This is a genomic window from Phocaeicola coprocola DSM 17136, assembly GCF_000154845.1.
Taxonomy (GTDB): Bacteria; Bacteroidota; Bacteroidia; order Bacteroidales; family Bacteroidaceae; genus Phocaeicola; species Phocaeicola coprocola.
Window position 1 is genome coordinate 14,609 of sequence record NZ_DS981428.1, and the last position, 21,673, is coordinate 36,281.

General features: G+C 41.5%; 18 protein-coding genes and 1 pseudogene. 15 read left to right on the forward strand and 4 right to left on the reverse strand.

The annotated features are described in order from the left end of the window. Positions 1–46 precede the first annotated feature (46 nt). The 6 genes and pseudogenes from nifJ (at position 47) to BACCOP_RS00120 (ending at position 8,693) form a co-directional block, all read left to right on the forward strand. Entirely contained in the window at positions 47–3,595 is a 3,549-nt protein-coding gene (gene nifJ / locus BACCOP_RS00095) for a pyruvate:ferredoxin (flavodoxin) oxidoreductase (RefSeq protein ID WP_007564781.1), read from the forward strand. 392 nt (positions 3,596–3,987) lie between these two features. After that, positions 3,988–5,151: an IS4 family transposase gene (locus BACCOP_RS00100; protein ID WP_007564783.1), complete on the forward strand. Its 1,164-nt coding sequence runs from the start codon at positions 3,988–3,990 to the stop codon at positions 5,149–5,151. Between the two features lie 133 nt (positions 5,152–5,284). Beyond that, on the forward strand, positions 5,285–5,824 hold the full coding sequence (gene yfcE / locus BACCOP_RS00105) for a phosphodiesterase (protein ID WP_007564784.1): 540 nt from the start codon (positions 5,285–5,287) through the stop codon (positions 5,822–5,824). Positions 5,825–5,971: 147 nt separating this feature from the next. Next, positions 5,972–6,947 (forward strand): annotated as a pseudogene (locus BACCOP_RS00110) (IS982 family transposase). Between the two features lie 73 nt (positions 6,948–7,020). Beyond that, complete coding sequence (locus tag BACCOP_RS00115) at positions 7,021–7,905, forward strand: aldose 1-epimerase family protein (RefSeq protein WP_007564788.1); 885 nt, start codon at positions 7,021–7,023, stop codon at positions 7,903–7,905. A 20-nt stretch (positions 7,906–7,925) separates the two neighbouring features. Further along, positions 7,926–8,693: a TIGR03915 family putative DNA repair protein gene (locus BACCOP_RS00120; protein WP_007564789.1), complete on the forward strand. Its 768-nt coding sequence runs from the start codon at positions 7,926–7,928 to the stop codon at positions 8,691–8,693. A gap of 2 nt (positions 8,694–8,695) precedes the next feature. Here the strand turns inward: BACCOP_RS00120 and truA are convergent, their stop codons facing one another. Both truA and BACCOP_RS00130 read right to left on the reverse strand, forming a co-directional pair. After that, positions 8,696–9,454 carry a tRNA pseudouridine(38-40) synthase TruA gene (gene truA / locus BACCOP_RS00125; protein WP_007564791.1) on the reverse strand — a complete coding sequence of 253 codons (759 nt, stop codon included), beginning with the start codon at positions 9,452–9,454 and terminating at the stop codon, positions 8,696–8,698. Positions 9,455–9,460: 6 nt separating this feature from the next. After that, positions 9,461–10,102, reverse strand: a complete 642-nt coding sequence (locus BACCOP_RS00130) for a DUF5715 family protein (protein ID WP_007564805.1) — start codon at positions 10,100–10,102, stop codon at positions 9,461–9,463. A gap of 278 nt (positions 10,103–10,380) precedes the next feature. Here BACCOP_RS00130 and BACCOP_RS00135 point away from each other — a divergent pair, with 278 nt between their 5' ends. The 5 genes from BACCOP_RS00135 (at position 10,381) to BACCOP_RS00155 (ending at position 14,976) form a co-directional block, all read left to right on the forward strand. Further along, positions 10,381–11,358 (forward strand): PhoH family protein, encoded by a 978-nt coding sequence (locus BACCOP_RS00135; protein WP_007564808.1) that lies wholly within the window; start codon positions 10,381–10,383, stop codon positions 11,356–11,358. Positions 11,359–11,409: 51 nt separating this feature from the next. Next, the gene (locus BACCOP_RS00140) at positions 11,410–12,354 is read left to right on the forward strand and encodes a phosphoribosylaminoimidazolesuccinocarboxamide synthase (protein ID WP_007564809.1); all 945 of its coding nucleotides are present in this window, start codon (positions 11,410–11,412) and stop codon (positions 12,352–12,354) included. 122 nt (positions 12,355–12,476) lie between these two features. After that, positions 12,477–13,217, forward strand: a complete 741-nt coding sequence (ubiE, locus tag BACCOP_RS00145) for a bifunctional demethylmenaquinone methyltransferase/2-methoxy-6-polyprenyl-1,4-benzoquinol methylase UbiE (RefSeq protein ID WP_007564810.1) — start codon at positions 12,477–12,479, stop codon at positions 13,215–13,217. Positions 13,218–13,240: 23 nt separating this feature from the next. Beyond that, a complete protein-coding gene (locus BACCOP_RS00150) occupies positions 13,241–13,984 on the forward strand; it encodes a shikimate dehydrogenase family protein (RefSeq protein ID WP_007564811.1) in 744 nt (247 codons plus the stop codon). A 44-nt stretch (positions 13,985–14,028) separates the two neighbouring features. Beyond that, positions 14,029–14,976, forward strand: a complete 948-nt coding sequence (locus tag BACCOP_RS00155; RefSeq protein ID WP_007564812.1) for an alpha/beta hydrolase — start codon at positions 14,029–14,031, stop codon at positions 14,974–14,976. Positions 14,977–15,048: 72 nt separating this feature from the next. On the opposite strand, the gene BACCOP_RS00160 is transcribed toward BACCOP_RS00155, so the two are convergent. After that, positions 15,049–16,377 (reverse strand): leucine-rich repeat protein, encoded by a 1,329-nt coding sequence (locus BACCOP_RS00160; RefSeq protein ID WP_007564813.1) that lies wholly within the window; start codon positions 16,375–16,377, stop codon positions 15,049–15,051. A 224-nt stretch (positions 16,378–16,601) separates the two neighbouring features. Here BACCOP_RS00160 and BACCOP_RS00165 point away from each other — a divergent pair, with 224 nt between their 5' ends. Genes BACCOP_RS00165 through BACCOP_RS00180 form a run of 4 tightly spaced genes read left to right on the forward strand, consistent with a single transcriptional unit; the run spans position 16,602 to position 20,587 of the window. Continuing rightward, the gene (locus tag BACCOP_RS00165; protein WP_007564815.1) at positions 16,602–17,183 is read left to right on the forward strand and encodes a LemA family protein; all 582 of its coding nucleotides are present in this window, start codon (positions 16,602–16,604) and stop codon (positions 17,181–17,183) included. 5 nt (positions 17,184–17,188) lie between these two features. Then, positions 17,189–18,115 carry a TPM domain-containing protein gene (locus BACCOP_RS00170; RefSeq protein WP_007564816.1) on the forward strand — a complete coding sequence of 309 codons (927 nt, stop codon included), beginning with the start codon at positions 17,189–17,191 and terminating at the stop codon, positions 18,113–18,115. A gap of 24 nt (positions 18,116–18,139) precedes the next feature. Further along, positions 18,140–19,219 (forward strand): chorismate synthase, encoded by a 1,080-nt coding sequence (gene aroC / locus BACCOP_RS00175; protein WP_007564817.1) that lies wholly within the window; start codon positions 18,140–18,142, stop codon positions 19,217–19,219. A 9-nt stretch (positions 19,220–19,228) separates the two neighbouring features. Further along, complete coding sequence (locus BACCOP_RS00180) at positions 19,229–20,587, forward strand: dipeptidase (protein ID WP_007564818.1); 1,359 nt, start codon at positions 19,229–19,231, stop codon at positions 20,585–20,587. Positions 20,588–20,739: 152 nt separating this feature from the next. Here BACCOP_RS00180 and BACCOP_RS00185 read toward each other — a convergent pair whose 3' ends face one another. Beyond that, a complete protein-coding gene (locus tag BACCOP_RS00185; protein WP_007564819.1) occupies positions 20,740–21,627 on the reverse strand; it encodes a glucosaminidase domain-containing protein in 888 nt (295 codons plus the stop codon). Positions 21,628–21,673 lie beyond the last annotated feature (46 nt).

Genomic DNA, 21,673 nt, shown 5'->3' on the forward strand with positions numbered 1-21,673 from the left:
CGTTTAACGGCACAGATTTTATTACCTAAATATAATTAGTAATTGTATGACTAAACAAAAAAAATTCATCACTTGTGATGGTAACCAAGCTGCAGCACATATTTCATATATGTTCTCAGAAGTTGCAGCTATTTATCCTATCACCCCATCTTCTACAATGGCTGAATATGTAGACGAATGGGCAGCCGCAGGTCGTAAAAACATCTTCGGTGAAACTGTTTTGGTTCAAGAAATGCAATCTGAAGGTGGTGCTGCTGGTGCTGTACATGGTTCTCTTCAGGCTGGTGCATTGACAACTACTTATACTGCTTCTCAGGGATTGTTGCTGATGATCCCGAATATGTACAAGATTGCAGGTGAATTCTTGCCTTGCGTATTCCACGTATCAGCTCGTACACTGGCTTCTCACGCTTTGTGTATCTTCGGTGACCATCAGGACGTAATGTCTGCTCGTCAGACTGGCTTCGCTATGTTGTGCGAAGGTTCTGTACAGGAAGTTATGGACTTGGCTGGTGTAGCTCACTTGGCTACTATCAAGTCTCGCGTTCCGTTTATGAACTTCTTCGATGGTTTCCGTACTTCTCACGAAATCCAGAAAATTGAAATGCTGGAAAACGAAGACTTGGCTCCGCTGGTTGACCAGAAAGCTTTGGCTGAATTCCGCGAACGTGCATTGAACCCGAACAAACCGGTGGCACGCGGTATGGCTGAAAACCCTGACCACTTCTTCCAGCACAGAGAATCATGTAATCCGTATTACGATGCAGTTCCGGCTATCGTAGAAGAATACATGAACGAAATCAACAAGATTACCGGACGTAACTATGGCTTGTTCAACTACTATGGTGCTGAAGATGCAGAACGCGTTATCATCGCAATGGGTTCAGTAACAGAAGCTGCTCGCGAAGCTATCGACCACTTGATGGCTAACGGTGAAAAAGTAGGTTTGGTTTCTGTACACTTGTACCGTCCGTTCTCTGCTAAACATTTCTTGGCAGCTGTTCCTAAGACTGCTAAGCGTATTGCTGTACTCGACCGTACCAAAGAACCGGGTGCAACCGGCGAACCTTTGTTCCTCGATGTTAAAGAATGCTTCTACGGACAGGAAAATGCGCCTCTTATCGTAGGCGGACGTTACGGCTTGGGTTCTAAGGATACTACTCCGGCTCAGATTCTGGCTGTATATGAAAACTTGGCATTGGCTATGCCGAAAGATCACTTTACCGTAGGTATCGTAGACGACGTTACTTTCACTTCTCTTCCTCAGAAAGAAGAAATCGCATTGGGCGGTGAAGGTATGTTCGAAGCTAAGTTCTTCGGTTTGGGAGCTGACGGTACAGTAGGTGCTAACAAGAACTCTGTTAAGATTATCGGTGACAATACCGACAAATATTGCCAGGCTTATTTTGCATACGACTCTAAGAAGTCAGGTGGTTTCACTTGCTCTCACTTGCGCTTCGGTGACCATCCTATTCGTTCAACTTATTTGGTAAATACTCCGAACTTCGTAGCTTGCCACGTTCAGGCATACTTGCACATGTATGATGTAACCCGTGGTTTGCGTAAGAACGGTACCTTCTTGCTGAATACAATCTGGGAAGGCGAAGAGTTGGCTAAGAACCTGCCGAACAAGGTGAAGAAATACTTTGCTGAAAACAATATCACTGTTTACTATATCAACGCTACTAAGATTGCTCAGGAAATTGGTTTGGGTAACCGTACCAATACCATCCTTCAGTCTGCATTCTTCCGTATCACAGGCGTTATCCCTGTAGACCTGGCTGTAGAACAGATGAAGAAGTTCATCGTGAAATCTTACGGTAAGAAGGGTGAAGATGTGGTTAACAAGAACTATGCTGCCGTTGACCGCGGTGGTGAATACAAACAGCTGGTTGTTGATGCTGCTTGGGCTAACCTTGAAGTAGAAGCAGCAGCTGCCAATAACGATCCTGCTTTCATCAACGAAGTAGTTCGTCCGATCAATGCACAGGATGGTGACTTGTTGCCGGTATCTGCATTCAAAGGCATCGAAGACGGTACTTGGTATCAGGGTACAGCTAAATACGAAAAACGTGGTGTAGCTGCATTCGTTCCTGAATGGAATCCTGAAACTTGTATCCAGTGTAACAAGTGTGCTTATGTTTGTCCTCACGCTGCTATCCGTCCATTCGTATTGGATGCAAACGAACAAGCAGGTGCAAACTTCGCTACATTGAAGGCTGTTGGTAAACAGTTCGACGGTATGACATTCCGTGTTCAGGTAGACGTTATGGACTGCTTGGGTTGCGGTAACTGTGCCGATGTATGTCCGGGTAACCCGAAGAAGGGTGGCAAGGCTTTGACTATGAAGCCGCTTGAAACTCAGTTGGCTGAAGCTGCTAACTGGACTTACTGCTCTGACAATGTGAAGAGCAAACAACACTTGGTTGACATCAAGGCTAACGTGAAGAACTCTCAGTTCGCTACTCCGTTATTCGAGTTCTCTGGAGCTTGCTCTGGTTGTGGTGAAACTCCGTATGTGAAACTGATTTCTCAGTTGTTCGGTGACCGTGAAATGGTTGCTAACGCTACCGGATGTTCTTCTATCTACTCTGGTTCTGTACCTTCAACTCCTTACACTACCAATGAAAAGGGTCAGGGTCCGGCTTGGGCTAACTCATTGTTCGAAGACTTCTGCGAATTCGGTTTGGGTATGGAAATGGCGAACAAGAAATTGCGTAGCCGTCTGGAAGAAGCTATGAAGACTGCTATTGCCAGCGATAGCTGCCCGGCAGAACACAAAGCTGCATTCCAGGAATGGATTGAAGGCCGTAACGATGCTGACAAGAGCAAGGCTGCTGCTGAAAAGATCATTCCGCTGGTAGAAGCTACTAAGGACCAATGTGCTTCTTGCGCTACTATCTACCAATTCAAAGACTACTTGGTAAAACGTTCTCAATGGATTATCGGTGGTGACGGTGCTTCTTATGATATCGGTTACGGAGGTTTGGATCACGTGATTGCTTCTGGCGAAGATGTAAACATCCTGGTATTGGATACTGAAGTTTACTCTAATACAGGTGGTCAGTCTTCTAAGGCTACTCCGCTGGGTGCTATCGCTAAGTTCGCTGCTTCAGGTAAGAGAGTACGTAAGAAAGACTTGGGTATGATTGCTACTACTTACGGTTATGTTTACGTAGCTCAGATTGCTATGGGTGCTGACCAGGCTCAGACTTTGAAAGCTATCCGCGAAGCAGAAGCTTATCCAGGTCCATCATTGGTTATCGCATATGCTCCATGTATCAACCACGGTTTGAAAGCTGGTATGGGTAAATCTCAGGCTGAAGAAGCTAAGGCTGTAGAATGTGGTTACTGGCACTTGTGGCGCTTCAACCCAGCATTGGAAGAAGAAGGTAAGAATCCGTTCTCACTTGACTCTAAAGAACCAAACTGGGAAGGCTTCCAAGACTACTTGAAGGGTGAAGTTCGTTTCGCTTCTGTAATGAAACAGTATCCTACTGAAGCTGCAGACTTGTTCGCAGCTTGTGAAGACATGGCTAAGAAACGTTATGCTTCTTACAAGCGTATGGCTGCAATGGACTGGAGTGAAGAATAATTCTCCTGTTTTATTAAACAAGTATTCTGATAAATAATAAAAGAGATTCAAGAACTATTTCTTGAATCTCTTTTTTATTTATCCATTCTCCTCATTTCCTCACCAATATTACAGCTACTGATTACTATAAAAACATAATAATAAGATATCATTGTTGTGCGATATTTTTCTAATCATCAATAACTTATTGACACAATAAAATTAAACAGTAACTTTAACAAGGGAACTTATCTATAAAAACAATACTTTTTAATAATATCTGTTTATCATTACTGTCCCGTAAAAGTGGATAAATAGTTCTTTGAAATAACTGAAATATAGCTTATTATACTCTATTTGTAAAGCGCGACGATTTGAAATTGTACCTTTGAAACCAAATCAAATGGCTTCAAATGAATCAAGACAAATATGTTTTCGCTCAATTGGTAGAGTTTTTGAACAACAATAAATTCAGAAGAATCGTGGACAAATACGATGGAAATCGTTACGTCAAACATTTCACTTGCTGGAACCAGCTTCTTGCTATGATGTTCGGACAGCTAAGCAATCGTGAGAGCCTACGCGACCTGATTGTTGCATTGGAAGCACATCAAGCCAAGTGTTATCATTTGGGATTGGGTCGTGAACCCTTGGCCAAAACCACACTTGCATCAGCTAACCAAAATAGGGATTACAGAATCTTTGAAGATTTTGCATTCTTCATGATGAAAGAAGCCAGTGATAAACGAGCTACTCATATTCTGGATATCGAAGGAAAGAAGTACGCTTTTGATTCAACCACCATTCCGTTATGTTTGGCAACATTTCCTTGGGCTAAATTTCGAAGTAAAAAAGGTGGAGTCAAGGCACATGTCCTTTATGACATTGAGGCTCAGGTTCCGGCTTTTTTTACAGTAACCACAGCTTCAAAACATGACTCAACAGCAATGTCTGCAATTCATTATGAACCAAATGCATACTATATTTTTGATAGAGCGTATGATTCGTTTAAGGAACTATATCGGATTCATCTTACTGGCTCTTTCTTTGTCGTAAGAGCCAAGTCGAATCTTAAATTTAAGTTCTGCAAATGGAAACGCAGACTACCAAAGAATATACTATCTGATGCTGAAGTGAAATTATCAGGATATACCTCTGAAAAGAAGTATCCGGAATCATTCAGGATTATCAGGTTCTATGATGAAGAAGATGATCGTGAATTTACCTTCCTGACAAATGCCAAACATATATCTGCACTTGATGTAGCTAATCTCTATAAAAAGAGATGGCTTGTAGAACTGTTCTTCAAATGGTTGAAGCAGCACCTTAAAATCAAAAGGTTCTGGGGCACCACAGAAAACGCAGTCCGTATTCAGATAAGTGTGGCTATTATCACTTATTGTTTGGTAGCTATTATCCAACATGATTTGCACTTAAGCCGTTCGACCTATGAGGTCCTACAGATTTTGAGCATTTCATTAACGGATAAAACACCTTTACAAGAGTTGTTCAATAAGACTAATTTCAATGATGTCAAAGAGCAATTAAATCCCCTTTTCCCGGGGTTGTTTGATTAATATTTAATTCGTCCCGATTTTAACGGGACACTAATGTCTGTTTATTTCTAATAACACCGAAAATATCGTAAAAATACTTCTGTATGTTTTCAGAAAACTTTCTATTTTTGCGCAAATTTATAATAACATTATCATGAAATATTTAATTGTATCCGACATACATGGCTCACTGCCAGCCTTGGAAAAAGTCTTAGAGTTTTATAAAGAGCAAACTTGCCACATGATGTTCATACTAGGTGATATCTTGAATTATGGCCCCCGAAACAGCATCCCTGAAGGAATTAATCCCAAAGGAATAGCAGAACGCCTCAACAGCATGGCAGATGAAATTATTGCCATACGAGGCAACTGTGATTCTGAGGTAGATCAGATGCTGCTCGATTTTCCTATTCTAGCGGATTACGCTTTGGTAGCAGATAACGGAAAACGACTTTTCCTGACACATGGACATGTATATAATGAGGAGAAACTTCCAAAGGGAAAACATGATTACTTCTTCTACGGACACACTCACTTGTGGAAACTTGAAAAGAAAGAAAATATGGTGATATGTAACACAGGTTCTGTCACTTTCCCCAAAGGTGGAAATGTACCTACGTTTGCAATATTCGAAGATGGAAAGGTTTCTATTTATGACTTAAACGGTACGAAACTGAAAGAAGTAAGTAAATAAAAAAAGAGAAGGCTGTTTCTTATTATCATAGTTCTAAGACAGACAAGAACAAGAACCATGAAATGAGCAGACAGCCCCTCTATAAAAATCAACCAACTAAAATCTTAGGATATAAACCTATTGGCGGAATTAAATTATAAAAGATTTATGTTTAAAAAGTTGTGCATATTGTTGATATTTAGCAAATTAAAGGTGACCAAACTTTTAATAGACAAATATCGTATGCACAACTTATATGCAATATTCGCAAAATTACTGAACATATGCAAGCAAATTGCCGGCAATTTAGTCAATGAATCTGGGAATGTGCCAAGACGAGGAGTCGTCCCTAAATTCTCAGACCTTGAAGTAGTGGCTTTGAACATGGCATCAGAGGCTGCCCCGTATTGACAGTGAATCTCTGTTGTTTGCAAAGCTACAGGAATATAGGGTTGAAATACCCAACCTTATTTCCCACCGACAATACAATGACAGGCGTAAAACAACTTCCTCCCTATGTAATGCAATCCGAGAAAGAATGGTTTCTGAAATGGATGGTGGTGAAGACTATTTCTGTATTGATTCGAAGCCGATAGAAGTATGTCGTATTGCCCGTTCCAAACGTTGCAGTATGGGAAAGAAGGATTTTAGTAAAGCACCTGGGGTAGGCTACTGCGCATCACAAAGCATGTATTATTATGGGTATAAACTCCATGCAGTCTGTGGGTTAAGTGGTGTCATCCATTCCTTTGACCTCACTTAGGCAAGTGTGCATGACATTCATTACCTGAAGGATGTGAAAGTGGATTATAGTAATTGTACAGTCATAGGGGACAGAGGATATATAAGTGCCCAAGTGCAATTGGATCTGTTTGAAACTGCCAATATCAGATTGGAGGTACCATACAGATGTAATCAAAAAGAATGGAAGCCAACATTCCCAGCTTTTGCCAAAGCGAGAAAAAGAATTGAAACCATATTCTCGCAATTGTGTGACCAGTTTATGATTATAAGGAATTATGCGAAAGATACAGATGGATTGTTTGCCCGGATTATCGGGAAGATTAGCGCACTTACAATCCTCCAATATATTAACTACAAAAATGAAAAGCCTATTGGCAGAGTTAAATATGAGCTATTTTAATTCCGCCAACAGGTAACTACACTATTTCAATCAATGAACAACAAGAATAAACTAACAATAAAAAATAGAATATATGAAAAACCTGTCGAACGATAAAATCAGTATTCAAATTGCCGATCACGGTGCAGAACTGGTAAGTATTTATGCAAACGGAACCGAGTATTTATGGCAAGCCGATCCTCAATTTTGGGGACGTCATTCTCCTGTATTGTTCCCGATAGTAGGACGAGTATGGAATAATACCTACCGTCATAAAGGACAAACATATTCGTTAGGACAACACGGATTTGCCCGCGACATGGACTTCCAGCTTGCATACGAGGAAGAAAATGCAGCAATCTATACCTTAGAAAGCAACGAAGAGACAATGAAAGTATATCCATTTCCTTTCGTGCTCGAAATAGGATACCGTCTGAAAGGCAACCGTATTGAAGTAATGTGGAGTGTACAAAATACTGGCGACAAAGATCTTCATTTTCAGATAGGTGCTCATCCGGCATTTTACTACCGTGACCTGAATCCTGAAACAAATGAAAGAGGATTCCTCGATTTTGGCAAAAAAATCAAAACATTAGAGTATATTTCTCCTGCAGAAAAAGGATGTGTACTACCTCAGCGTCATACCTTGACCTTGCATGAAGGCCTGATGGAATTAAGACGAGATACATTTGCATGCGATACGTACATGTTCGACAATAGCCAGCTGAAAAAAATAACTCTTCTGGATAAAAAGCAACAACCATACATCAGTCTGGAATTCAACAGTCCGCTGGTTGCAGTATGGTCACCAAGCGCAACTTATCCCAATGTTCCTTTTGTATGTATCGAACCCTGGTACGGACGTTGTGACACAGTAGGTTATGAAGGAGAATTCAAAGACAGAGAATGGATGCAGCATCTTGCTCCCGGAAAAAGCTTTGAAGCAAGTTACTCTATCATTCTGGAAGATATCGAATAACACCTATCTATCCGGAATCTATGATAATTTTCCAGTACGATAAAACATTTGAGGGACTTCTTACAGCTGTATTTGAGGCATACAGACTTAAGAAATTCCCCGATTCTATCATAAAAGAGGGAGACACTCTCCCTCTTTTTTATGATGAAACATATACTGTTATAACTGATGATGAAAAAGCGGAACGAGTCTGGAAATCATTGGGAAAAAAGTTATCAAAAGGAGCACTCTCCATGCTAACTTACAGCTGGCTGTCGGAAGCGTCCGACATAGCTATCGTGCTATTCCGTTATATACGGAAAATAACTGACGCTTCACGCTCAATAGAAACTAATTTTGCAGATCCTGATATTCTTGCCGTTTCCAAATTAGGGAAAAAAGTAGCCGACGAACGTTACCGCATTTTACAGTTCATACGTTTCCAGAAAACTACCGAAAGCATATATTACGGAGCCATGGAACCGCTATATGATGTGTTTCCTCTTACTATCCGGCATTTTCGTGATCGTTTTGCCGATCAGAAATGGCTTATTTATGATGTAAAAAGACATTACGGTTACTATTATGATGGAAAAGAAGTAAATGAAATCACATTTGCAGATCCTAAACAGACGCATCTGCTGACAGGAAAACTGGACGAAAGTCTGCTGGATAAAAACGAAAAGCTTTTCCAAACATTATGGAAAAGCTATTTTAAATCTATCTGTATCAAAGAAAGATTGAATCCTGTCAAGCATAAAAAAGACATGCCGGTACGATACTGGAAATATCTGACAGAAAAGAATTAGCCTCAACAGACAGCAAACAAGTCGTCGGGATAGCCAATATCAACAAGAAATAAGGCATGTCCCGGAACCGATGTACCTGCACTGCAGCGATTCTTTTCTTCTATTACCTTACGGAATCCCTCTACAGTAAGTTTACCTCGTCCCACTTCCACCAGTGTACCAACTACGGCACGAACCATATTACGCAAGAAACGGTCGGCTTGAATAGTGAATACCCATTCATCTTCCCCTATCTGTTCCCAACGTGCATGCATGATACGGCAATTGTTTGTCTTTACATCTGTATGCAATTTACTGAAGCTGGTAAAATCTGTATACTCAAACAAAACCTTTGCTGCCTCATTCATCTTATCAAAATCCAATGACTGAAAAACTCTCCAGGCATAATTCCGGTTGAAGGGATCTTTACGGGTTGTGATATAATATTTATAAGTGCGATAAGTCGCATCAAAACGGGTATGAGCATCTTGTCTTACCCTGCGAACCTGATATACAGATATATCTGGAGGCAGTAAACGATTCAGTTTGTCTGTCACACTATCACAATCCAGCATCCGCTCGATATCAAAATGAGCTACCATCAGGCGGGCATGTACTCCAGCATCTGTTCTTCCGGCACCAGTTACTTCTATTGCATCATCACGCAAAAAAGTGATAAGTGCACGAGTCAATGTTTCCTGCACACTATTGCCATTTGGCTGAATCTGCCAGCCATGATAATTGGCACCATCGTAAGCTAAATAAATAAAATATCTGAACATTTCTGATTATCTTGTCGTTATGTGAAAACATCCCTGCTTCAATTCATACTTTACGTAGCAGCGTTCTGCTTTGCGCAAATCACGCAAGACTTCCGACAGGACCAGTTTCAGTGTATCGGCGCTCACATCTTGCATCGGACGTCCGTCTGGATCCTCCACCTTAGTAAAACGTTTCCAGCTTACATCGAAAGTAGTACCATAAAAATGACAGGAGTTCAACGACGCATTTCCGTTAGTACGACGCAGTTTTTTCACATCATCCTTAGTACGTAAAACAGAAGTTACGATTATTTTATTAGGGTTCAGTCCTTTACTTTCCAGAGAATCCAGAAAATTTATACCAAGGGTATCCAGTAAAGCTGCTGCACGAGGAACAAGAAACGGTATGGAGTGAGTCAGAGAATCTACATCATAGCGTTCGCACGATACGATCTCTTTTAAATCACCATCCAAGTCGACTGCTGCTTCACGCGAGGATATAGGACGTATCCCTATACGGCGTGCAGAAGCCAGCTGTACATCATTTAAATCACCAAAACTTCTTTTGTAACTCACCACCCCACGAATATTGCGTGGATTATTCAGTTTGATAGACTTGTCTTCATGGCCACAGCTACCCAATATACCAGCTGCAACCAAAGCTATCATACATGTTATTCCTGTTAGTCTTTTCATGTTTCCAGTCAATCTTTTTCCCAAAATTCATAGAAAATACAAGGGCACAAAGATAAAAAAGAAAGCTGTCTTTTAAAAATTCATGAAGAGAAACTTCCTTAGTTCACCTCACATTGCGGTAATCGTACAACAAATAGACAGAAAACAGCTGGCAGAAAGCAGAAATTAATTTACCGTATATCGTGTACAGATAAAAAGGAATGATTAAATTTGCAGAAAAATAAACAAACGAGCATATCAAAATAATCTGAATGATCGAAAAACATATTGTATTAGAAGATATTGATCCGGTTATTTTTTACGGTGTAAACAATGCCAATATGCAAATGATTAAGGCATTGTTCCCCAAGTTACGCATTGTGGCACGCGGAGATGTCATAAAAGTAATGGGGGATGAAGAAGAAATGTGTGCATTCGAAGAAGCAATACTCGCTTTGGAAAAACATTGCGCACGTTATAATTCGCTGAACGAAGAAGCGATATTGGACATCATAAAAGGAAACAAACCGCAAATCGAAAAGACCGGCGATGTAATTGTATATAGCGTCACCGGAAAACCCATTACCCCCCGAAGTACCAACCAGCTGAAACTGGTAAAAGAATTCGATAAGAATGACATGATCTTTGCTATCGGTCCAGCCGGATCGGGTAAAACGTATACTGCTATCGCATTGGCAGTACGTGCTCTTAAGAATAAAGAAATCAAAAAAATCATATTAAGCCGTCCGGCAGTAGAAGCAGGCGAAAAGTTAGGTTTCTTGCCTGGAGATATGAAAGACAAGATAGACCCTTATCTGCAACCATTGTACGATGCCCTTCAGGATATGATACCTGCTGCCAAACTGAAGGAATACATGGAACTGAACATCATACAGATTGCTCCTCTTGCTTTCATGCGTGGACGAACATTAAATGATGCAATTGTCATTCTTGACGAAGCACAAAACACTACCACACAACAAATCAAGATGTTTCTTACCCGAATGGGTATGAATACCAAAATGATCGTTACAGGGGATATGACACAGATAGACCTTCCCTCATCACAAACATCGGGACTGGTACAGGCTATCAAGATTCTTAAAGGTGTAAAAGGTATCAGCTTCATAGAACTGAACAAGAAAGACATTGTACGCCATAAGCTGGTAACCCGTATTGTAGAGGCTTACGAAAAATTTGAAGAGAAAACGAAAAGCCTGAAAAATACAGACAAACCCTCTCTCCAATAACTGGAGTTGTAAGTAAAGAAAAATATATTCATTACTAAATATAGAAAGAAAATGAGTAAAGCTTTAACTAAAACAGACTATCACTTTCCGGGACAGAAAAGTGTATATCACGGCAAAGTGCGCGATGTTTACAACATCAAGGATGAAAAGTTAGTAATGGTTGCTACCGACCGTATTTCTGCATTCGATGTAGTATTGCCTGAAGGTATTCCTTACAAAGGACAAATGCTGAATCAGATTGCAGCCAAATTCCTCGATGCAACGACAGATATTTGCCCCAACTGGAAATTAGCTACTCCCGACCCTATGGTAACCGTAGGTGTTATGTGTGAAGGATTCCCTGTAGAAATGATTGTACGCGGCTATTTGTGCGGAAGTGCATGGCGTGCTTACAAGAGTGGAGTTCGTGAAATTTGTGGCGTACGTCTGCCGGAAGGTATGCGTGAAAATGAAAAATTCCCTCACCCGATCATTACCCCGACAACTAAAGCTGAAATGGGTATGCACGATGAAGATATTTCCAAAGAAGAAATTCTGGCTAAGGGACTTGCTACACCTGAAGAATATGAAACTCTGGAACGTTATACACTGGCTCTGTTCGAACGTGGTACACAGATGGCAGCAGAACGTGGCTTGATCCTTGTAGATACTAAATATGAATTCGGAAAGCACAATGGAGAAATCTATCTGATGGACGAAATTCATACTCCTGACTCAAGTCGCTACTTCTATTCAGAAGGATACCAGGAACGTTTTGAAAACGGTGAACCTCAGAAGCAGTTATCAAAAGAATTTGTTCGCGAATGGTTGATGGCAAACGGATTCCAGGGTAAAGAAGGACAGAAAGTTCCTGAAATGACTCCGGCAATCGTATCTTCTATCAGCGACCGCTATATTGAATTGTATGAGCACATCACAGGTGAAACATTCGTTAAAGCTGATACAGATCAATTGGCAGAACGCATCGAAAAGAACGTTACTGAATACTTAGGATAATATTTTAAAACGGAGAATGAAGAACAATCAATGAAGATTCTTTCTATACAACGGAATCTTTATTAGAAACAAGTTCTTCATTCTTCTTTTTCCATTCTTCAATCCTTTATTTTATTAAACTTATGCCTCATTATCCACAAGAAGAAATCAAACCTTATAACGAAAGCGAAAGTAAAGCCGTACAAGTAGAAAAAATGTTCGACAACATTGCTCCTGCTTACGACAACCTGAACCATGTACTCTCATGGGGAATAGATAAAAGCTGGAGGCGCAAGGCTATCAACTGTCTGAAACCCTATCATCCTCAACGTATCATGGATGTAGCTACCGGCACAGGAGATTTCGCCATACAAGCCTTTACAATGCTTCATCCGCAGGAATTGATAGGTACAGACATTTCGGAAGGCATGATGAACATAGGACGGGAAAAAGTTAAGCAAGCCGGATTCTCCGAACACATATCCTTTGCCAAGGAAGATTGTACTAATCTTTCTTTTACCGACAATTGCTTTGATGCCATAACAGTAGCTTTTGGAGTACGTAACTTCGAGAATCTGGATAAAGGATTACAGGAAATGCATCGTGTACTAGTACCAGGAGGACATCTCGTTATTTTAGAATTATCAGAACCTGAATGGTTTCCGATGAAACAACTATATGCCCTCTATTCTAAAATTGTAATACCCACATTGGGAAAACTTTTCTCTAAAGACCGCAGTGCCTATACATATTTACCCCAGTCCATCAAAGCCTTTCCACAAGGAGAAATCATGCAAGGTATCATCCGCAAGGCTGGTTTTAGTCAAGTACACTTCCAAAGACTGACCTTAGGCATCTGCACACTTTATTTTGCGACTAAATAATTAAGAACTTAAATATCTTTTTTATGAAAAAATTCGGTTTGATAGGCTATCCGCTCGGACATTCTTTCTCCAGGAATTTCTTCAATGAAAAATTTCAGTCGGAGAATATCGATGCGGAGTACGTAAACTTCGAAATCCCCACTATAGAAGATTTTCCACAAGTTATTGTATCCAACCCCACACTAGAAGGGTTAAACGTTACAATTCCTTATAAAGAGAAGGTCATTCCCTTCTTAAACGAATTAACCCCAGACGCAGCAGCTATAGGAGCTGTAAACGTTATCAAATTCGAGCGCAATAAAGGAAAACTTAAACTGATAGGACACAATTCGGATGTTATCGGTTTTACCCGATCTATCGAGCCACTTTTAGAATCTTTTCATACTAAGGCTCTTATCTTAGGAACAGGAGGAGCATCAAAAGCCATCAATTACGGCCTCAAGACACTTGGCATAGAAACACTTTTTGTTTCACGAAGTGCACACAATGAGCATACCATTACGTATTCGGAACTGACACCGGAAATAATGGACGAATACAAAATAATTGTAAACTGTACACCCGTAGGAATGTATCCGCAAGCAGACAAATGTCCGGAAATACCTTACGAATATCTTACTCCACGTCACTTGCTTTACGATTTGCTGTATAATCCTAATACAACACTATTTATGAGAAAAGGAAGTGAACATGGAGCTGTAGTAAAGAACGGACTCGAAATGTTACTCTTGCAAGCTTTCGGTGCATGGGATATCTGGAACAAATAAGGCATATAACTTGTTATTAAAGTAAATCAATCAGTAAGTTATATATGAAAAAACGAATTGCCATTGGCACAGGAATCTTTTTATTGGTTCTAGTGGGTTTACTTGCCGGAGGAAGCATATACATGATAAACTTTTCACTCCGCCCTGAAAACAGAGGAAAAGATATGGAAGGCTCTTTCACTTTTATGCGAGAAAAATATCCGCAAATTATCCCATGGGTAGACAGCCTTCAGAATCATCATGCACTACGCGATACTTTTATCATCTCTCCCGATGGTATACGGATGCATGCCTTCTATGCCAGAGCCATGAAGCCCACCTCGCATACGGCAATTATCGTACATGGATATACAGACAATGCTATCCGCATGTTTCACATCGGTTATCTGTATAACCATTCATTAAACTATAACATTTTACTCCCTGATTTACGCTATACAGGGTTATCTGAAGGTGACGCTATTCAAATGGGATGGTTAGACCGAAAAGATGTCATGCAGTGGATTGACATTGCTCCTGCATTGTTTGGTGATTCCTTACAAGCAGTAGTACACGGTATATCAATGGGAGCTGCCACTACCATGATGCTCTCAGGAGAAAAGCTTCCAGCATATATACGTTGCTTCGTTGAGGATTGTGGATATACCAGTGTATGGGATCAGTTCAAAAAAGAATTAAAAGAACAATTCGGACTTCCCGCATTCCCTTTACTATATACTGCCAGCTGGCTGTGTGAATGGCAAAATGGATGGAACTTCAAAGAAGCATCTGCTGTAAAACAAGTTGCCAAATGCCAAAAACCAATGTTCTTTATCCACGGTGATAAAGATAATTTCGTACCCACTTATATGGTACATAAAGTTTACGAGGCAAAGCCTCAGCCCAAGGAACTTTGGATTGTTCCGGGAGCTGACCATGCTACCTCTTATTTCTATTATCCTGAAGAATATACCTCACGTGTAGAACATTTCATCAAAAAGTATATTCCTTAAGAAGGTTTTTATTCCTCCTCGAGCAAAAACAAAGAAATGCCCTTGGAGGAATTTTTATATCTATCAAAATAATCAGTTATTTTCTTTCATTCTGCCGACTAATGTTCCCCAACTATTTCGAAGGCTCTCATTGTCAACTTTATGGTTGTATGCTTGTAACGCACCTTTGGGAACGACAACCTGTTCAACTTGTTCCGGTAAAGAATAAATTTCTAAAGAAGGAGGTTCCGGTGCATTCACGGTAAACACCTTCACAGAACTGTTACCTAAAGCATTAAAAGCTAAATGCTTCAGATTTCGACCAAGAGTAAGAACATCAAAGTGAACATTGGCAGAGAAAAGAGTCTGCCCTACAGATTCAACACTTTCCGGAAGTTCTACAACAGATAAATCCGGACAATATTGGAAAATACCATGATGCATAATACCTGTCACTCCCTGCTTTAAGATACCGGTACTTTTTACCTGACGCAGATTACGACACAAATAGAAAGCTCTTTCTTCTATCAGTTCAATACTATTCGGTAAAGTCACTTCACGTAATCCTGATTCACGGAAAGCTTCAATCCCAATTTTCTTCAGAGATTCAGGAAGAGCTATCGAACGTAAGTTGTCTGTATGCAATAACGACTGACTGCTTATTTCCTCCAATGAAGCAGGTAAAACAATCGTTTCTGCAGCAACATTCGAAAGTGCCCGCATCGGTATAGTTTTTATTTGGGTATGTCCTAAATCGAGCTGAATCAGATTCCGGCAACCATAAAAACAATATTCACCTATCTTTTTCAGACTTTCAGGAAAGACTATTTCCTTCACCGGATTGTTTGAAAAGGCATCAGCCTGAATTTCCTCCAATCCTTCATTTAAAATGATTTTATTGAAAGAACAAGAAGCAAAAGCAGAAGAGGCAATTACCTTTACATCGGTTGGAAGACGATATTCCTCCCCTTCTTTCATTAAAACTTCTGTCAGTACTCCGTCTTTGATTACATAGTCAACCACTTTAATTGTGAAGCTGGCTTGCTTACCATCTATAACAATTGTTACAGGAAGTTCTTCTGATACATTTTCTGTCGAAAACCCTAAAATATTATCAGCCGAAACAGACAGCCTTTCCCGCTTACCATTATCGTATATACCTTCCACAACAAGTCCTTCCAGGTTTAAACCAGTATCAGCATGAAGTAAATAAGTCGTTTGCACAGGAAGAGACACAATCTCTATACGTGTAAGAGTACCTTCCGGAGTTGAAGAAGAATCATCTTTTCCATGCTCGTCCGAGCTTCCATCCGACGGAGATATTGTCTGTTTCCGCTCTTCAACTATCGGGTCTTTCTTACAAGCAACGACAAGTAATACTGAGATTACAAGAAGTAAGGAATAACAAAGAAATCGCTTCATAAAATCTTCACTAAATAAAAAAAAATGATAAAACAATAATGTATAATAACCATTTCGGCGAACTTTTGTTCAGCAGCTTTTCCTTTTTTATTCAAAAATACCTCCATCCTAGTAATCATGCTTTCCATTATAAAGCAAACTAACAGTTTTTTCAATAAGCCTTTCGGTTTTCCGCATAATTTTATGTATGTTTGTAACAGAAACCAAATACAACATTTACATTTATGAAAAAGACATGGATTATCATTATTGCCGTAATAGCTGTTATTGCTGTTTACGGAATTTCTTCGTATAACTCAATGGTATCACAGGAAGAAGCTGTAGGAACAGCATGGAGTAATGTAGAAAACCAATACCAGCGCCGTGCTGACTTAATACCTAATCTGGTCAATACCGTCAAAGGATATGCAGCACACGAAAAGGAAACGTTCGACGCTGTTGTGTCTGCTCGTGCCAAAGCAACCCAGACAACGGTAAGCATCGACGATCTGACTCCAGAAAAGATGGAAGCATATCAGCGTGCACAAGGTGAAGTAGGCAGTGCTTTGAGCCGTCTGCTTGCCGTAACAGAAAATTATCCAGACTTGAAAGCCAATGAAAACTTCCAGACACTTCAGGCACAGTTGGAAGGGACTGAGAACCGCATCAGTGTGGAACGCCGTAACTTCAACAATGTAGCACGCAAATACAATACAGCAATACGTCGCTTTCCGAAAAATATCTTTGCCGGTATGTTCGGATTCGAAAAGCGTCCTTATTTCGAAGCTCAGGAAGGAGCCGAACAAGCTCCTGAAGTTAAATTCTAACAAGAATGAGAAGAATCATATCGCTTGCACTGCTGCTTTGCAGCATCTTCACCACACTGTGGGCACAGTCGCATGCCTATAAGGTAGAAGAAATACCGATGGTTCACCTGCAGAACCGCACCCGCTATGTCAGCAATCCCGATGGAATATTGAGTGCCGATGCAGTAGCTGCGATGGACACTACACTTTTTGCTTTGGAGCAACGGACTGGTGTTCAAACGCTAGTCGTAGCCGTAAAGCAAATAGACGGAGGTGACTGCTTCGAATTTGCTTATCAGCTGGGAGAAAAGAACGGTGTGGGAGAAAAAGGAAAAGACAACGGACTGGTTGTCCTGCTGGTTACAGAAGAACGTTGCATTCAGTTTGCCACAGGATATGGTCTGGAAGGTGTTCTTCCTGATGCTGTCTGCAAACAGATACAAGTAAGGTACATGAACAAATACCTGGGAGAAGGCAACTGGGATGCCGGTATGCTGGCAGGTATTCAAGCTATCAGCCGCCAACTGGACGGAACAGGTGAACCTCCCGTTCCCCGGAAGGAAGAAGAAACAGATTATTTACTTCTCATCATCCTGATATGCTGTTTCATCATTGTGCCTACACTTTTATGGTTCAGCGTACGACAACGCAAGAGATGTCCACAGTGCCATAAACATACGCTTCGTCAGCTTTCCATACGAACGATATCACGTATGAACGGCATCCGCACTGAAGAAATCGTGCTACACTGCACAAACTGTGGACACATTGTCCGCCGACAAAGACAAGTACGTGACGAAGACGATTTCCATCACCGTGGAGGCAACGGAGGCCCTTTCCTTGGCGGACCGTTCTTCGGAGGAGGTTTCGGAGGTAGCGGCGGTGGAGGCTTCAGTGGTGGCTCTTTTGGCGGAGGAAGCTTCGGAGGAGGAGGAGCTGGAAGCAAATTCTAACTAAAAACGAACATTAAAGAATCTATGTACAATAACACTTTTGGAAACATATTCCGTCTGACTAGTTTCGGCGAATCACACGGAAAAGCTATTGGCGGAGTGATAGACGGATTTCCGGCAGGCATTACCATAGACATGGAATTTATACAAAAAGAACTGAACCGCCGCCGTCCGGGACAGTCTGCCATTACAACTGCACGTAAAGAAGCTGATGAAGTAGAGTTTCTTTCAGGCATATACGAAGGAGTATCAACAGGATGCCCTATCGGATTTGCCGTATGGAATACCAATCAGCACTCAAACGATTATGACAACATGAAAGATGTCTATCGTCCTTCGCACGCAGATTATACTTACACCCAGAAATATGGCATACGCGATCATCGGGGCGGAGGACGTTCATCTGCCCGCGAAACAATAGCCCGTGTAGTGGCCGGAGCATTGGCCAAGCTTGCCTTACGTCAGTTAGGTATCAGCATTATGGCATTTACTTCACAGGTCGGTCCGTTTAAACTGGATAAAGACTATACAGCTTACGATTTAACCAGCATAGAAAACAACCCGGTACGCTGTCCTGATCAGGATCTGGCACGCCAGATGGCCGATTACATTTTCCGTATAAAAGGAGAAGGCGATACCATCGGCGGTGTAATAAGCTGCGTCATCAAAGGATGTCCCGTCGGACTCGGGCAACCAGTATTCGGTAAGCTGCATGCCGCACTGGGAAATGCGATGCTCAGCATCAATGCCGTAAAAGGATTCGAGTATGGACAAGGATTCAGCAACATGGAACTGAAGGGAAGTCAGCAGAATGATATCTTTTATAACAATAATGGAGAAATAGGCTTCCGCAGCAATCGCTCGGGAGGTATTCAGGGAGGTATCAGCAACGGACAGGATATCTATTTCCGGGTAGCATTCAAACCTGTGGCAACCGTTCTCATGGAACAGCCTACGGTAGACATTCACGGAAATGAAACCATTCTGAAGGCTCGCGGACGACACGATCCTTGTGTACTGCCCCGTGCTGTACCCATCGTAGAAGCTATGGCTGCCATGACATTACTCGATTATTATTTACTCGATAAAGCCTCAACATTATAAATCATAACCATGGAAATCAAACAATACATCAAAGAAAACGAATCCCGCTTTTTAGAGGAACTCTTCAGCCTGATTCGCATACCCAGTATCAGTGCCCTGCCTCAACATAAAGATGATATGCTTGCCTGTGCCGAACGCTGGCGTCAGTTGCTTCTGGAAGCAGGAGCAGACGAAGCAATGATTATGCCTTCACAGGGCAATCCGCTTGTCTACGCAGAAAAGCGTGTCAGTCCCGATGCACCGACCGTACTTATTTATGCTCACTACGATGTCATGCCTGCCGAACCGCTTGAACTATGGAAGAGCCAACCTTTCGAACCGGAAGTGCGCGACGGACACATTTGGGCACGTGGAGCCGATGACGATAAGGGACAAGCTATGATTCAGGCAAAGGCATTCGAATACGTAGTAAAAGAAGGGCTGCTGAAGCACAATGTGAAATTTATTTTCGAAGGAGAAGAAGAAATCGGCTCACCCAGCCTCAATGCTTTCCTGAAAGAGCATAAGGAATTGCTGAAAGCCGACGTTATCCTCGTTTCAGACACAAGTATGCTTGGAGCCGACCTGCCATCGCTGACAACCGGACTACGCGGACTGGCTTACTGGGAAATAGAAGTTACCGGCCCGAACCGTGATTTGCATTCCGGACACTTTGGAGGAGCTGTTGCCAACCCGATAAACACGTTATGCAGCATGCTTGCACAGGTTATAGATGCAGACGGCCGTATCACCATTCCTCACTTCTACGATGATGTAGAGGAAGTACCAGCAGCTGAACGCGACATGATTGCCCATATTCCTTTCGATGAAAAGAAATACATGGAAGCCATCGGTGTAAAAGCGTTGAAAGGTGAAAAAGGTTATTCTACTCTGGAGCGCAACAGTTGCCGTCCGTCGTTCGATGTTTGCGGAATCTGGGGAGGATATACGGGAGAAGGTTCAAAAACCGTTCTTCCATCGAAGGCATACGCCAAAGTATCTTGTCGTCTGGTTCCTCATCAGAACCATGAAGTCATCTCAAAACTGTTTGTCGATTACATTAACAGCATCGCTCCTGAATATGTACAGGTAAAGGTTACTCCTATGCACGGAGGCGAAGGCTATGTATGTCCGATATCTCTTCCAGCTTATCAGGCTGCCGAAAAAGGATTTACCAAGGCATTCGGTAAAAAACCACTGGCTGTACGACGCGGAGGAAGTATTCCTATTATCAGCGATTTCGAACAGATTCTGGGAATCAAAACTGTCCTGATGGGATTCGGACTGGAAAGTGATGCCATTCACTCACCCAATGAGAACTTCTCGCTCGACATTTTCCGTAAAGGAATAGAAGCTGTAGTAGAATTCCACAAAGAGTTCAGCAAATAACAACAAATACATTAAGTAGCAAAGAGACTTTCTGAAAAACGAAAGCATTTGCTTCATCTTTATAAAAAACTCTCCCTGTTTCAGTCCTCATTTATTATGCAAGACTAAAACAGGGAGAGTTTTTTTATCTGTACCCCAAAGTTTTGCAGCTGTTAACGCAAGCGTAAGATATCTCCAACTTTCGGTGCTGGAGAATCAGGGTCCATATTGTTCATCTTATACAGACGCTCCAGTCGTACACCAAACTTCTGTGAAATGCTATACATCGAATCACCGCTACGAACAACATATGCAATATGATCTTTAGTAGCACGACGACGCTTTTCTTCCAAATATACGATTTCACCACCGCGGAATACATAGTCCTTAGGCAGTTCATTATATTTACGCAACTTACGGTGACTGATATCAAACTCTTTTCCCAATGACTTGAATGTATCTCCACGACGTGCTACGACATAAAGAAGTTCGTTTGCCAGATAAGGCTGATGAGGATTCGGGAACTCTTCCGCCCATTCCAGTCCCCCTTTATGGTCGTACTTATCCAAGTCATACAATTCTATGATATTAATCAGACGATTGGCATACTGCGGATCGGTAGCATAACCTGCTTTTTTCAATCCCCTTGCCCAGCCTTTATAATCGGTAATTTTCAAACGAAACAAAAACGCATAGCGCGCACCCGAACGTAAAAATTTTGAATGGTCGCGATAAGAGTCCTTCGGATGCTTGTAAGCACGAAAACACTCATTACGCGCATCATCGTCATGACGTACGGAACGTCCGTCCCATGAACCGCCACACTTGATACCAAAGTGATTGTTCGATTTCCGCGCCAACTCACTTTTTCCAGCTCCCGACTCCAGCAGTCCCTGTGCCAGCGTAATACTTGCCGGAATACGGTAATGCTTCATTTCATCTACAGCGATACCCCGGTATTTATGTATATAGTCTTCGTATACTTTGTTACGCTTTTGTGCCGACGTAGAAACCGTAATACACATCAGGCACATAAATATCAACCAATGAGATAGTTTCATTCTTCTTTCCGTTTAAATTAAAGCAGGGCAAAGATAAACTATTTAC

Bases quoted from the DNA above. Each gene is read 5' to 3' on its own strand.
- nifJ (WP_007564781.1), top strand. From the start codon at position 47: ATGACTAAACAAAAAAAATTCATCACTTGTGATGGTAACCAAGCTGCA.
- BACCOP_RS00100 (WP_007564783.1), top strand. From the start codon at position 3,988: ATGAATCAAGACAAATATGTTTTCGCTCAATTGGTAGAGTTTTTGAAC.
- yfcE (WP_007564784.1), top strand. From the start codon at position 5,285: ATGAAATATTTAATTGTATCCGACATACATGGCTCACTGCCAGCCTTG.
- BACCOP_RS00115 (WP_007564788.1), top strand. From the start codon at position 7,021: ATGAAAAACCTGTCGAACGATAAAATCAGTATTCAAATTGCCGATCAC.
- BACCOP_RS00120 (WP_007564789.1), top strand. From the start codon at position 7,926: ATGATAATTTTCCAGTACGATAAAACATTTGAGGGACTTCTTACAGCT.
- truA (WP_007564791.1), bottom strand. From the start codon at position 9,454: ATGTTCAGATATTTTATTTATTTAGCTTACGATGGTGCCAATTATCAT.
- BACCOP_RS00130 (WP_007564805.1), bottom strand. From the start codon at position 10,102: ATGATAGCTTTGGTTGCAGCTGGTATATTGGGTAGCTGTGGCCATGAA.
- BACCOP_RS00135 (WP_007564808.1), top strand. From the start codon at position 10,381: ATGATCGAAAAACATATTGTATTAGAAGATATTGATCCGGTTATTTTT.
- BACCOP_RS00140 (WP_007564809.1), top strand. From the start codon at position 11,410: ATGAGTAAAGCTTTAACTAAAACAGACTATCACTTTCCGGGACAGAAA.
- ubiE (WP_007564810.1), top strand. From the start codon at position 12,477: ATGCCTCATTATCCACAAGAAGAAATCAAACCTTATAACGAAAGCGAA.
- BACCOP_RS00150 (WP_007564811.1), top strand. From the start codon at position 13,241: ATGAAAAAATTCGGTTTGATAGGCTATCCGCTCGGACATTCTTTCTCC.
- BACCOP_RS00155 (WP_007564812.1), top strand. From the start codon at position 14,029: ATGAAAAAACGAATTGCCATTGGCACAGGAATCTTTTTATTGGTTCTA.
- BACCOP_RS00160 (WP_007564813.1), bottom strand. From the start codon at position 16,377: ATGAAGCGATTTCTTTGTTATTCCTTACTTCTTGTAATCTCAGTATTA.
- BACCOP_RS00165 (WP_007564815.1), top strand. From the start codon at position 16,602: ATGAAAAAGACATGGATTATCATTATTGCCGTAATAGCTGTTATTGCT.
- BACCOP_RS00170 (WP_007564816.1), top strand. From the start codon at position 17,189: ATGAGAAGAATCATATCGCTTGCACTGCTGCTTTGCAGCATCTTCACC.
- aroC (WP_007564817.1), top strand. From the start codon at position 18,140: ATGTACAATAACACTTTTGGAAACATATTCCGTCTGACTAGTTTCGGC.
- BACCOP_RS00180 (WP_007564818.1), top strand. From the start codon at position 19,229: ATGGAAATCAAACAATACATCAAAGAAAACGAATCCCGCTTTTTAGAG.
- BACCOP_RS00185 (WP_007564819.1), bottom strand. From the start codon at position 21,627: ATGAAACTATCTCATTGGTTGATATTTATGTGCCTGATGTGTATTACG.